General features: G+C 60.4%; 10 protein-coding genes and 1 pseudogene. 1 reads left to right on the top strand and 10 read right to left on the bottom strand.

The features are described from left to right. Positions 1-282 precede the first annotated feature (282 nt). The 8 genes from EIY71_RS26195 to EIY71_RS26160 all read right to left on the bottom strand — a co-directional run bounded on the left by EIY71_RS26195 (position 283) and on the right by EIY71_RS26160 (position 10,239). Entirely contained in the window at positions 283-1,767 is a 1,485-nt protein-coding gene (locus EIY71_RS26195; RefSeq protein ID WP_085747030.1) for an APC family permease, read from the bottom strand. Positions 1,768-1,980: 213 nt separating this feature from the next. After that, the gene (locus tag EIY71_RS26190) at positions 1,981-3,405 is read right to left on the bottom strand and encodes a gamma-aminobutyraldehyde dehydrogenase (protein WP_007954662.1); all 1,425 of its coding nucleotides are present in this window, start codon (positions 3,403-3,405) and stop codon (positions 1,981-1,983) included. A 50-nt stretch (positions 3,406-3,455) separates the two neighbouring features. After that, on the bottom strand, positions 3,456-4,265 hold the full coding sequence (locus tag EIY71_RS26185; protein ID WP_134023666.1) for an ABC transporter permease: 810 nt from the start codon (positions 4,263-4,265) through the stop codon (positions 3,456-3,458). Beyond that, positions 4,255-5,190, bottom strand: a complete 936-nt coding sequence (locus tag EIY71_RS26180; protein WP_134023664.1) for an ABC transporter permease — start codon at positions 5,188-5,190, stop codon at positions 4,255-4,257. Before EIY71_RS26180 ends, EIY71_RS26185 begins: the two co-directional genes overlap by 11 nt. 1 nt (position 5,191) lies before the next feature. Further along, positions 5,192-6,229, bottom strand: a complete 1,038-nt coding sequence (locus tag EIY71_RS26175; RefSeq protein WP_064593669.1) for an ABC transporter ATP-binding protein — start codon at positions 6,227-6,229, stop codon at positions 5,192-5,194. A 274-nt stretch (positions 6,230-6,503) separates the two neighbouring features. Next, entirely contained in the window at positions 6,504-7,655 is a 1,152-nt protein-coding gene (gene ydcS, locus EIY71_RS26170) for a putative ABC transporter substrate-binding protein YdcS (RefSeq protein WP_134023662.1), read from the bottom strand. A gap of 82 nt (positions 7,656-7,737) precedes the next feature. Next, positions 7,738-9,225 (bottom strand): gamma-aminobutyraldehyde dehydrogenase, encoded by a 1,488-nt coding sequence (locus tag EIY71_RS26165; protein ID WP_134023660.1) that lies wholly within the window; start codon positions 9,223-9,225, stop codon positions 7,738-7,740. A 99-nt stretch (positions 9,226-9,324) separates the two neighbouring features. Continuing rightward, positions 9,325-10,239, bottom strand: a complete 915-nt coding sequence (locus EIY71_RS26160; protein WP_102688600.1) for a LysR family transcriptional regulator — start codon at positions 10,237-10,239, stop codon at positions 9,325-9,327. A 176-nt stretch (positions 10,240-10,415) separates the two neighbouring features. On the opposite strand from EIY71_RS26160, the gene EIY71_RS26155 reads away from it, so the two are divergent. Beyond that, positions 10,416-11,138: a tellurite resistance TerB family protein gene (locus EIY71_RS26155; RefSeq protein WP_134023658.1), complete on the top strand. Its 723-nt coding sequence runs from the start codon at positions 10,416-10,418 to the stop codon at positions 11,136-11,138. A 55-nt stretch (positions 11,139-11,193) separates the two neighbouring features. Here EIY71_RS26155 and EIY71_RS26150 read toward each other — a convergent pair whose 3' ends face one another. Beyond that, positions 11,194-12,384: a DUF6708 domain-containing protein gene (locus EIY71_RS26150; RefSeq protein WP_256578383.1), complete on the bottom strand. Its 1,191-nt coding sequence runs from the start codon at positions 12,382-12,384 to the stop codon at positions 11,194-11,196. Positions 12,385-12,491: 107 nt separating this feature from the next. After that, positions 12,492-13,098 (bottom strand): annotated as a pseudogene (locus tag EIY71_RS26145) (hypothetical protein); the annotation flags it as partial.

Genomic DNA, 13,098 nt, shown 5'->3' with positions numbered 1-13,098 from the left:
GCGCCACGCGGCCCGCCATAACGCAGAACTGAGGTTCGGAATAACCACAGTTCAATGAAGGGCAAACACCGTGTTGACAGATTTCCGGCTTCGACCTCAGCTAATAATTGGGCTGCAACGGGACAAAGCCTATCGGTCAGGCGCTAGCGGCGCCAAGTCTACTCTGCCGACGCCACTCGTAGGAAAGGGGACTCAATGCTGAGGGTTCGGTCTGTAGGAAGCGAGTAACTGACGCTGAAAGAAATCAGCCCCGAAATTGTGATAAATCCGGGGCGGTTTTTCTTAGCGACTAACTTTCCAGGCATCCCCAGCCGGCGCCTTCCCATGGTCATACGGCTTGCCAATCCACATGTAAATCAACCCCAGCCCAATCACGATCACCGTGCTCAGCACCATCGCATAGTTGATGTACCACGCCGCATCCGGCGTGCGGGGCCAGGCCATGTTGATGATTGCGCCCACGCCGTACACCAGCGCGCCGATGTTCACCGGCCAGCCCCAGGCGCCGAGGGTGAATTTGCCGCTCGGTTTCCAGCCTTTGCTGCGGGCGTACAGGGCGGCGAGGACGATCATCTGGAATGCGAGGTAGATGCCGATGGCGGCGAAGCTGACGATGGTCGCTACGGCGTCTTGCAGGAAGAAGCCGAGGGCGATGATCAGGCCGGGCAGGACGCCGGACACGAACAGGGCGGCAACCGGAACCTGGGTCGTAGGAGAAATCTTTTTCAGCAGTCGGCTGCCGATGACCATTTCATCGCGAGCGTAGGAGTACAGCAGACGACTCGCCGCCGCTTGCAGGCTGATGACGCAGGAGATGAAGGAAATCATCACCACGCCCATCACCACTTTTGAACCGATCGGGCCGAAGGCGTTGTTGAGGATGGTGGTGACCGGGTCCTTGTCGGTGCCGTTGATCACCGCTTGCATGTCCGGTACGGCGAGGATCAGCGCGAGGCAGGCGAACATCGCCGCGATGCCGCCGATGTAGATGGTCATGCGCATGGCCACCGGGATTTTCTTGCTCGGGTTCGGGGTTTCTTCGGCCACATCGCCGCAGGCTTCGAAGCCGTAGTAGAGGAACATCCCCGCCAGCGACGCGGTGAGGAAGGCCGGCAGATAGGAGCCGTCGACGCTGATATCGAAAGTGTTGAACAGCACGCTGATCGGCTGGTGACGCTCGAAAATCAGCAGGTACACGCCGACGATCACCGCGCCGACCAGTTCGCAGAGGAAGCCGAACATGGCGATCCGCGCCAGCATTTTGGTGCCGCTGAGGTTCACCAGTGTGGCGAACAGCGTCAGCACCAGGGCGATGACGATGTTGGTGTTGTTGCTCGGCTCAAAACCCAGCATGGCCGCGAGGTACGGGCCGGCGCCGACCGCAACGGCGGCGATGGTCACGCACAGGGCGATGGAGTAGATCCAGCCGACCATCCACGCCCATTTCTTGCCGACCAGGCGACGCGCCCAAGGATAGACACCGCCGGAAATCGGGAACTGCGACACCACTTCGCCGAAGACCAGGCACACCAGCAATTGACCGCAACCGACCAGCAAATAGGCCCAGAACATCGGCGGCCCGCCAGCGGCCAGGCACAGGCCGAACAAGGTATAAACCCCTACGACCGGTGACAGATAAGTGAAGCCCAGCGCGAAGTTTTCCCACAGGCTCATGCTGCGGTTGAAGTTGGAGGTGTAGCCCAGCTGGCGCAGTTGTTCGGCATCGCTGTCGGCAACGGCGGCTGAGAGATCGGGTGATGCACTCATGTGTGTTTGCTCCGTGAAATCGGCAGATTTCGGATGGCCGAAACCGTGGCGGGGCTTGGTAAGCGCCGCCCGGATCGGTAGTTATTGTTTTGAATGCCTGGTGATGCGTAATGCCGGTTTTCTTCCTGAAACCGGAGTGACGCCATCGCTGGCAAGCCAGCTCCCACAAGAGCTGCACTGAACCCTGTGGGAGCTGGCTTGCCAGCGATGCTTTTAGTGCTTGAACATCACATGCCGAACCGTGGTGTAGTCCTCCAGACCGTACATGGACATGTCCTTGCCGTAGCCGGACAGTTTCTGACCGCCATGCGGCATTTCGCTGACAAGCATGAAGTGCGTGTTCACCCAAGTGCAGCCGTACTGCAACCGTGCGGACAGGCGATGGGCGCGTCCTACATCAGCGGTCCACACCGAGGACGCCAGGCCGTAGTCCGAATCGTTGGCCCACTCCAGCGCCTGAGCCTCATCGGTGAACTTGGTCACCGAGACCACCGGCCCGAACACTTCGCGGCGGACGATCTCATCGTCCTGTTGCGCGTCGGCCAAAACGGTCGGTTCGAAGAAGAAACCGTTACCGTCCACAGCCTTGCCGCCAGTGATCAAGCGAATGTGCGGTTGTGCCACGGCGCGCTCGACAAACCCGGCCACGCGGTCACGATGCTGGGCGGTGATCAGCGGCCCCAGTTCGGTGGACGGATCATCCTGCAAGCCGTACTTGATGCTGCTGACCGCCGCGCCGAGCTTCTCGACGAACTTGTCGTAGATGCCTTGCTGGGCGTAGATCCGGCACGCAGCGGTGCAATCCTGGCCGGCGTTGTAGAAGCCGAAGGTGCGAATACCTTCGACTGCCGCGTCGATGTCGGCGTCGTCGAAGATGATCACCGGCGCCTTGCCACCCAGTTCCATGTGCATGCGTTTGACGCTGTCGGCGGTGCTGGAAATGATGTTCGAACCGGTGGCGATGGAGCCGGTCAGCGACACCATGCGCACTTTCGGATGGGTCACCAGCGGACTGCCTACGCTCGGCCCACGCCCGAACACCAGATTGAGTACACCGGCCGGGAAAATATCCGACGCCAGTTCGGCCAGACGCAACGCGGTCAGCGGGGTTTGTTCCGACGGTTTGAGCACCACGGTATTACCGGCGGCGAGGGCCGGGGCGATTTTCCAGGCGACCATCATCAGCGGGTAGTTCCACGGCGCGATAGAGGCGATTACGCCCACCGGGTCGCGGCGGATCATCGAGGTGTGGCCGGGCAGGTATTCGCCGCCGGCCGAACCGCTCATGCAACGGCTGGCGCCGGCGAAGAAACGGAACACATCGGCAATCGCCGGGATCTCGTCATTCAGCGCGGCGCTGTAGGGTTTGCCGCAGTTGTCCGATTCCAGTTTCGCCAGCTCTTCGCCATGGGCTTCGATGGCGTCGGCGAGTTTGAGCAGCAGCAGCGAACGATCCTTCGGCGTGGTCTGCGACCATTCGGCGAAGGCACTGTCGGCGGCGCGCACGGCGGCATCGACCTGGGCCTCGGTGGCTTCATTGATTTCCACCAGCACTTCACCGCGCGCCGGGTTGAGCACCGGTTGCGCCGGGCCTTCGCCGTTGACCAGTTGGCCGTTGATCAAGAGTTTGGTTTGCATGTTGTTGTCCTCTTTCTACTGCAAATTCAGGGTGGGAAAGGTCAGGGAAATCATTTGCCGCCGCTGCCGGCCACGCTCTCGCCACCCCGGGTCAGGTAGTAGGCGCCAAGGATCGGCAGCATGGTCACCAGCATCACCAGCATCGCCACGACGTTGGTCACCGGCACGTCCCGTGGGCGGCTCAACTGGTTGAGCAACCACAGCGGCAAGGTGCGTTCATGGCCGGCGGTGAAGGTGGTGACGATGATTTCGTCGAACGACAGCGCAAACGCGAGCATGCCGCCGGCGAGCAGTGCCGAACCGAGGTTCGGCAGGATGATGTAGCGGAAGGTCTGCCAGCCGTCGGCACCAAGATCCATCGACGCCTCGATCAGGCTGTGGGAGGTGCGGCGCAAACGGGCGATGACGTTGTTGTAGACGATCACCACGCAGAAGGTCGCGTGGCCGACGATGATGGTGAACATCCCCGGCTCGATCCCCAGCGTCTTGAAAGTCGCCAGCAGCGCGATCCCGGTGATGATCCCCGGCAGTGCAATCGGCAGGATCAGCATCAGCGAAATGCCCTGTTTGCCGAAGAAGTCGCGGCGATAAAGCGCAGCGGAAGCGAGGGTGCCGAGCACCATGGCGATCAGCGTGGCGATGGCCGCGATCTGCAGCGACAGCTTGATCGCTTCCAGCACGTCCGGCCGGGAAAACGCCACGCTGAACCAGTGCAGCGTGAAGCCTTTCGGTGGAAAGCTGAACGCCGCGTCTTCGGTGTTGAAGGCGTAGAGGAAGATGATCAGGATCGGGAAGTGCAGGAACACCAGCCCGCCCCAGGCTGCGATTCTCAGCCCTATGGATGCTTTGTCAGAGTGCATCGAAGGCCCCCAGTCGTTTGACGATGGACAGGTAGATGGCGATCAGCACGATCGGCACCAGCGTGAACGCTGCGGCCATCGGCATGTTGCCGATTGCGCCCTGTTGCGCGTAGACCATGCTGCCGACGAAGTAGCCCGGTGGGCCCACCAGTTGCGGCACGATGAAGTCGCCCAACGTCAGCGAGAACGTGAAGATCGAGCCTGCGGCAATCCCCGGCACCGACAGCGGCAGAATCACCTGCATGAAGGTCTGGCGCGGCTTGGCCCCGAGGTCGGCGGAGGCTTGCAGCAACGACGGCGGCAGGCGCTCCAGCGAGGCCTGGATCGGCAGGATCATGAACGGCAGCCAGATGTAGACGAACACCATGAACCGCCCCAGGTGCGAGGTCGACAAGGTGCTGCCGCCGACCCCGGGAATTCCCAGAATGAACTGCAGAACCGGTTCCAGCCCCAAGTGCTGAACGAACCACTGCGCCACGCCGCCCTTGGCCAGCAGCAGCGTCCAGGCGTAGGCCTTGACGATGTAACTGGCCCACATCGGCATCATCACCGCGATGTAGAAAAACGCCTTGGTCTTGCCGGTGGTGTAGCGCGCCATGTAGTAGGCAATCGGGAACGCGACGATGGCGCTGGCGATCGATACCACGACGGCCATGCTCAGGGTGCGCAGAATGATGTCGAAGTTCGACGGCTGAAACAGCGCGGCGAAATTGGCCAGGGTCAGGTCCGGGGTGACCGCCATGGTGAAGTCGTCGAAGGTGTAGAAACCTTGCCACAACAGCACCAGCAGCGAGCCCAGGTAGATCGCGCCGAACCACAGCAGCGGCGGTATCAGCAACATCGACAGATACAGGTTCGGCTTGCGATAGAGCAGGTTGGAAAACCTGCGCAACGGCGCCGATTGAGGGAGGGCGAGGGCGGTCATGTCACACCCCGCTCGCAACGGTGTCGTGCAGCGCAATCATCGCTTCCCGCGCCCAGCGTGCGCTGATGCGCTGACCGGTCTGGTGCTGCGCGCTGCTGTCGATCCACTGATTGTTGGCCTGGCTGATGCTCAGGGTCTGGCCGTTTTCCAGGGTCAGTTCATAGCGCGTGGCGCTGCCCTGATACTGGATGTCATGCAGCAGGCCGCTGACCTCAATCTCGTGGCTGGCCAAGGGGCCCTCTGCGAAGCGCACGTGTTCCGGGCGGATCGAAAACGGCTGCGGATGGCCGCTGAGCTGGCGCGCCAGATCGCCACGAATCACGTTCGAAGTGCCGACGAATTCAGCGACGAACGTGGTGGTGGGTTTCATGTACAGATTGCGTGGGGTGTCGACCTGTTCGATACGACCCTTGTTGAACACGGCCACGCGGTCGGACATCGACAGCGCTTCGGTCTGGTCGTGGGTGACGAAGATGAAAGTGATGCCGAGCTGGCGTTGCAGCTTCTTCAGTTCGCTCTGCATCTGTTCCCGCAGCTTCAGGTCGAGGGCGCCCAGCGGTTCGTCGAGCAACAGCACTCGCGGGCGATTGACCAGGGCGCGGGCGAGGGCGACACGCTGGCGCTGACCGCCGGACAACTGCACCGGTTTGCGGGCGCCGTAGCCGCCGAGGGCGACCATGTCCAACGCTTCTTCGGCGCGTTTGTGGCGCTCGGTTTTGTTTACGCCTTTGACTTTCAATCCGTAGGCCACGTTGTCCAGCACGTTCATGTGCGGGAACAACGCGTAATCCTGAAACACCGTGTTTACGTCGCGTTGATAAGGCGGCAGACCGGCGGCTTCGGCGCCGTGAATGCGGATCGAGCCGGCGCTCGGTTGTTCGAACCCGGCGATCAGGCGCAGGCACGTGGTCTTGCCCGAACCGGAGGGGCCGAGCATGGAAAAGAACTCGCCGTCCTGGATATCGATGGAAACCCGGTCAACGGCTTTCACCTCGCCGAACTGCCGGGAAACGTTGGTGAACTGGACTGCAAGCGTCATGGTGCGGTGCTCCGAAAAGGCGATGGCCGTCGCAGCGGCCCTGCCTGGACTTCTGAAAAAACTGGATCGTTTGGCGGTGTATGCGATGGTTTTTGGCTAACTCATCTGGTCGATACGCCGCGATCTGCTTTTAGCTCCCTCTCCCTCCGGGAGAGGGCGGGGGGTGAGGGCAGCGGTTTCGCTGAATCAAGACAACGTCAAAAACCACCCCTCACCCCAGCCCTCTCCCCAAAGGGGAGAGGGGAAAGGGAGCTCGACCGAGGTGAACTCGAGATCAGCGGCCGCCCATAATCGCAATGTAGTCCTGCGTCCACCGGCTATACGGCACAAACTTCCCACCCTCAGCCTGCGGGGTTTTCCAGAACGCGATCTTGTCGAACTGATCAAACCCGTTGGTCTTGCAACCTTCGGCGCCAAGCAACTCACTGCCCTGACACGCCGCCGGAACCGCCGGCAACGACCCAAACCACGCCGCCACGTCACCTTGGACTTTCGGTTGCAACGACCAATCCATCCACTTGTAGGCGCAGTTCGGGTGCTTGGCCTCGGCGTGCAGCATCGTGGTGTCGGCCCAGCCGGTGGCGCCTTCTTTCGGCACGGTCGACGCGATCGGCTGTTTCTCGTTGATCAGGCCGTTGACCTGATACGGCCAGGCGCTGGACGCGACCACGCCTTCGTTCTTGAAGTCGCTCATCTGCACGGTGGTGTCGTGCCAGTAGCGGTGGATCAGCTTCTGCTGGGCACGCAACAGTTCCAGCACGGCTTTGTACTGATCTTCGGTGAGCTGGTACGGATCCTTGATCCCCAGCTCAGGCTTGGTGGATTTCAGGTAGAGCGCCGCGTCGGCGATGTAGATCGGGCCGTCGTAGGCTTGCACACGGCCCTTGTTCGACTTGCCGTCAGGCAGATTCTGTTCGGCGAACACCACGTTCCAGCTGGTCGGCGCGGTCTTGAACACGTTGGTGTTGTACATCAGCACGTTCGGGCCCCACTGGTACGGGGTGCCGTAGGTCTGGCTGTTGACCACGTACCACGGCGCGTCTTTCAGGCGAGGGTCGAGGGACTTCCAGTTCGGGATCAACGCGGTGTTGATCGGCTGCACACGCTTGCCGACGATCAACCGCAGCGAGGCATCGCCCGACGCGGTCACCAGGTCGTAACCGCCCTTGGCCATCAGGCTGACCATTTCGTCAGAGGTGGCGGCGGTTTTCACATTGACCTTGCAGCCGGTTTCCTTCTCGAAACCGGTCACCCAGTCGTAGGCCTTGTCGCTTTCACCGCGTTCGATGTAGCCGGGCCAGGCGACGATATCCAGCTGGCCTTCGCCGGCGCCGACGGCTTTCAGCGGCTCGGCGGCCTGCAGGCTGGCGCTGGCCAGCAGGGCCGTGGTGATTGCACTGAGCAGTGCGGTCTTGTGCACGAACATGGTGAACCCTCTTCTTTAAATTATGGTCGGGGCAGTTGTGAACGCGGTGAAGCATGCCGTGGTTGGCTTGTTATTAGCGTAGTCAGAGATGCTGGCCGTGGCGGGCCATGATGTGCCGCACCACGCTGTAGTCTTGTAGCGAATCGCTGGATAAGTCTTTGCCGTAACCGGAGCGTTTCAGCCCGCCGTGGGGCATTTCGCTGACCAGCATGAAATGGCTGTTGATCCAGGTGCAGCCGTATTGCAGCCGTGCGGCAACCTGCATCGCCTTGTCCAGGTTCTGGGTCCAGACCGACGAGGCGAGGCCGTATTCCGAGTCGTTGGCCCAGTCCACCGCTTGCGCGAGTTCGTCGAAGCGGGTCACGGTCACCACCGGGCCGAAGACTTCGCGCTGGACGATTTCATCGCTCTGTTTGCAACCGGCCAGCAGCGTTGGCTGATAGAAGAACCCGGCGCCGGAATGCACCGCCGCGCCGGTCACTCGTTCGATGTGCGGCTGGCCGAGGGCGCGCTCGACGAAACTGGCCACGCGGTCGCGCTGGCGGGTACTGATCAGCGGCCCGATTTCGTTGTCGGCATCGCGTTTGCCGGCAAAGCGCAGGCTGCTGACCGCCGCGCCGAGTTCAGCGACCAATTTGTCGTGAATCCCGGCCTGGGCGTAGATCCGGCACGCGGCCGTGCAATCCTGCCCGGCGTTGTAATAGCCATAAGTACGAACCCCTTCGACCACGGCTTTCAGATCGGCATCGTTGCACACGATCACCGGGGCCTTGCCGCCGAGTTCGAGGTGCGTGCGCTTGAGGGTTTTGGCGGCGGCCTGGAGGATTTTCTGGCCGGTGACGATATCGCCGGTCAGCGACACCATGCGTACTTTCGGGTGACCAACCAAGTGACTGCCGACGCCTTCGCCGCCACCGCAGACGATGTTGATCACCCCACGCGGCAGGATTTCGGCCAGCGCTGGGGCCAGCGCCAGAATCGACAGCGGCGTGTGCTCGGACGGCTTGAACACCAGCGTATTGCCGGCGGCGAGGGCTGGGGCGATCTTCCATGCGGCCATCATGATCGGGTAGTTCCACGGCGCAATCGAAGCGACCACGCCAATCGGGTCGCGGCGCACCATGCTGGTGTAGCCCGGCACGTATTCACCGCTGAGCTGACCGGTCTGGCAGCGCACGGCGCCGGCGAAAAAGCGAAACACATCGACGGTCGCGGTCAAATCGTCCTGACGCGCCAGATGCAGCGGCTTGCCGCAGTTCAGGGCTTCGAGACGGGCGAGATGATCGGCGTGTTTTTCGACGGCGTTGGCGATTTCCAGCAGGAAATTCGAGCGTTGTTGCGGGGTGGTGCGCGACCACTCGGCAAAGGCGCGGTGGGCGGCGAGGATGGCGGCTTCGACTTGCTCGGTGCTGGCTTCGGCGATCTGGGTCAGGACTTCGCCGGTGGCCGGGTTGAGGATCGGTTCGACAAAACCCTGGCCGGCGACCAGTTCGCCGTCGATCAGCAACGCGGTATGCATGGGGGTCTGCGCGCCAGCCATTTTCCGGGATCTCTTTTCTTGTATGGCCATGTTGCTCCCTGTTCCGGGAGCCGACCGTCTTATAGATGCAGCAAGACTAGTGCGCGGCTCCGGGGTCGACAAATTCTAAATACTGAAGGTGGCATTCGATTAAATAGATGGCTTGCGTCCGCCGTGAGGCTGTTCGCGGGCAACGGTCAGGAAAGGATCGACCAGCGCGGGGCGGGCGGTGCCACGACGCCAGGCCAGACCGACGTCGAGGGTCTGGTTGAGATCGGCAATCGGCCGCGCTTCGATGATGTCGCCTTCCAGCGACCATGGGCGATACGTCATGTCTGGCTGGATCGAAACGCCGAGGCCCGCCGCCACCAGACTTCGTACTGCTTCGGTGGACGCGGTTCTGAGGGTGATCTTCGGTTGCAGTCCGGCGCCACGCCACAGACGTTGGGCGTTGCGATCCATCTCGTCGACGTTCAGTTGAATCAACGGCTCCCGGGCGACATCGGCGAGGTTGATGCTGTCGTGTTCCAGCAGCGGATGCTGGGCCGGCAGCCACAAACGGTGCGGCGAGTGGGTCAGCACTTCGGTCTGCAGGGCGTGGCGGTCTTCGAGGTTGGAAAGGATCAGCACACCGACATCGATCTCGCCGCTGACCAGCAAATGCTCGATGTACGGCCGCTCGTCCTCCATCACCCGGATCTCGACATTGGGATAGGCGCGCTGGAAGCGGGTCAGCAAATCCGCCAGGTAATAACCGGCCACCAGACTGGTCACCCCGACAATCAACTGCCCGGCGATCTGATCGGTGCTCTGTTGCAGGCTGCGTTTGGCGTTGTCCACGGTCGCCAGAATCAGGTGCGCCTGGCGCAGGAACTGGTGGCCCTGATGGGTAAGGGTCATGCCCTTGGCGTGGCGATTGAACAAGCTGACACCAATCTCTTCCTCCAGTTGCTGGATGGCCAGGGTCAGGGTCGATTGGGAAATGAACGCGGTTTGCGCGGCGGCGGAGATCGAGCCGGTCTCGGCCACGGCGATGAAATGGCGGATCTGACGCAAGGTCATCATGGAAGGTTTACCCGGTGGGCGGTTTTTATAGATTGCCTCGAGTGTATATCTATTTTCGCGAAGGGCTGCGGTGGGCCAGGCAACATCTGGAAGCACACTCGCACCCAGGTAACGGGCACTTTCGAACTAGGCTGAGGGCCTTATTGATCCGGATAACCCCAGTTTGGAGACGGAACATGAACACCCGTGGATTGCTCGATCAACTCCTCAAGTCCGGCCAGGATCTGCTGCAGAACAAGGCGGGCGGGGCGCAGAACAAACCGGCCGCCGGTGGTTTGGGCGGCTTGCTGGGCGGATCTTCCAGTAATGGCGCACTCGGCGGCTTGCTGTCAGGCGCAGGTGGCGGTGCTCTGGCGGCCGGCGCCATGGGCCTGCTGCTGGGCAGTAAAAAGGCCCGCAAGGTCGGCGGTAAAGTCGCCCTCTACGGCGGCCTAGCCGCACTGGGCGTGATCGCCTACAGAGCCTACGGCAACTGGAACGCCCAGAAAGGCACCGCCCCGCAAAGCGAACCGCAAACCCTCGATCGCCTGCCACCGGCGCAAGTCGAACAACACAGCCAGGCCATCCTCAAAGCCCTGGTCGCCGCCGCCAAGGCCGACGGCCACATCGACGACCGCGAACGCCAACTGATCGAAGGCGAATTCACCAAACTCGACAATGATCAGGAACTCAAGCACTGGCTCCACGCCGAACTCAACAAACCCCTCGACCCCACCGACGTCGCCCGCGCGGCGAGCACGCCGGAGATGGCTGCCGAGATGTACGTGGCGAGCGTGATGATGGTTGATGAGGAGAACTTCATGGAGAAGAGCTATCTGGACGAACTGGCGCGGCAGTTGAAGCTGGAGCCGGGGTTGAAGGTGGAGTTGGAGAGGCAGGTGAGGGTGGCTGTTGCGTAACCAAAAGGTTTGATGAGTCCCCGGCGAGGATCGAGCATCGCTCGCCGGGTTTCCTTCAGTGCAAGCCTGCGGCCTTGCAGGCCTCGACAAAGGTCGCGCCTTTCCTGTCCATGGCGTTTTTTACCAACTGATTGGCTTTCACCAGTGCCGCACTGGGTTTGGCCCACTGCTCCGGGGGCAGTGGTTGCGACCATGTCTGAACCTGTTCCGGCAGAACGGGACGGCCCTTGCGGTGAGCCCATTCGGCGAGAATGTAGGGCATTTTCCAGAAGGTCAGCACACGCCCGATGTACCAGCGGCGCAATGGCCACCGAGATTTCTCCGCGAATCCATATTCCCTCCGTTGTTCTGGAGTCAGGTCCTCGCCACCTTCTTCGTCCAGCGACCCCATCGCACGGGCATCTTCGCGTTCGATTTCAAAGGTGTGCAGTCCTTCATAAGGCTTGAGCCGATCCCCGGTCGGGATCAGGCCGAGTGCCTTGAGCATCGGGTTCGGCACATCGACCAGTTGACCGTCTTCCATGAAGTTGCGAATGGATGTCCACATGCCCAGGGAGTGGGCATCGCTGGGTTGTGGTAGCAGCAGAAACTGCACTTTGTCCTGCTCTTCATCCTCAAGCCCCATGCCCAAAGTGTATTGGCGAGTAGCGCCGTAACTGGTGACGCCCTGGGAGTTTGCAACCCAGGCAACCACGCTTTCCCAAGGCACGATCAGCACGCGATGGGTTTTGCTGTCGACGTAACAGACTTCACGGCGCTGGCGGTTGAAGCGGACGGGATAGGTTTTTGCGGCGGTGAAAACGCTGGAAAACATTCCGTAGACATAGGCGCCGAGAGGCAGAAGCCCTAACGATGCAACCCCTGAAAACGTCTGGATGCCCATTGCTAAATCTTTCAAGGGCGTGGGGAAGTTTTCCGGGTAGGCAAGTGTCCCGTACAAAACAATTAAAACCGGCGCAATAAACGCCAGGGTCAGCAGCATCCAGATTCCCGCGGCAAATATTTTTCCTTGCTCAACCATGCCCCAATTGTTACCGCCCAACTCAAGATAGGTCTCGGTTATCTCCGAAAAATTACGACGAGATGACTGTGTCTGGCCTGTGTAGACAGGTAATGGTGAAAGGAACAGGGTTTCATTTAAACCGCTGGCTCGAATTTCTCCTGCACGGGGGCGCTGACTGCGGATGTCTGGGGCGGACTCATGTTCGGCAATCGTGGTTTTACGTTTTAACAAGTTCTTAAACATCAACAGTCGCCAAGTCGTCTTTTTTGCAAGAAAAGGTGACAGATTTATTTTATAAAAAGTACATCTGTCACCCTGTCATCTTTTAATCTCTTGGCTCCTACGCCTCTTTAATTATGCTGTGCTTCCTGTTCGGTCGATGAGCGCTCTAGATCTATTTTGAAGTAACTCATGAAATCCTGACCACGAGCAAAAGCTTTTTCGATTTTTGCTGACTCTTCTTTCAATGCTGGGCTCGGTTGTGCCCACTGTTCGGGTGGGAGCTCTTCAGACCATCTTTCAATCGACTCGGGGAATCCTTTCATGCTGTAGCGGTAATCCCATTCCGCTATCCAGTACGGAAGACGCCACCACGTAATCAAATGAGTCAAATACCACCATGCCACACCCGTTGCAGAGCGCTCCTTGTGTCGGTATTCCTCTCGCATGTCATCGCGTTCTTTATTGAAACTATGACTACCCTCAAAAGGGGCCTTGCCGGGGCAGAATTGAGTGCCCTTTTCCATGTAGATGCGGATGGCTTCCCATTTTCCTAACCCATGAGTAGGTGTCATTACTTCTTGATTCAGAAAGTGTACCGTATCAGCTTTGGGGTTATCGATGGCCATGCCAAAGGTATAATTTCTCATTACACCTACTCCCGTAACGCCCGCACTGATTGAAAGCCAGGCGACAGTATCTTCCCAAGGTTGGATTATCGGTTCCTCAGAACCGTCA

This window comes from Pseudomonas sp. CH235 (genome assembly GCF_004368175.1).
In the GTDB taxonomy this organism is placed as follows: domain Bacteria; phylum Pseudomonadota; class Gammaproteobacteria; order Pseudomonadales; family Pseudomonadaceae; genus Aquipseudomonas; species Aquipseudomonas paraglycinae.
This window is presented reverse-complemented; position numbering and strand designations above follow the sequence as displayed.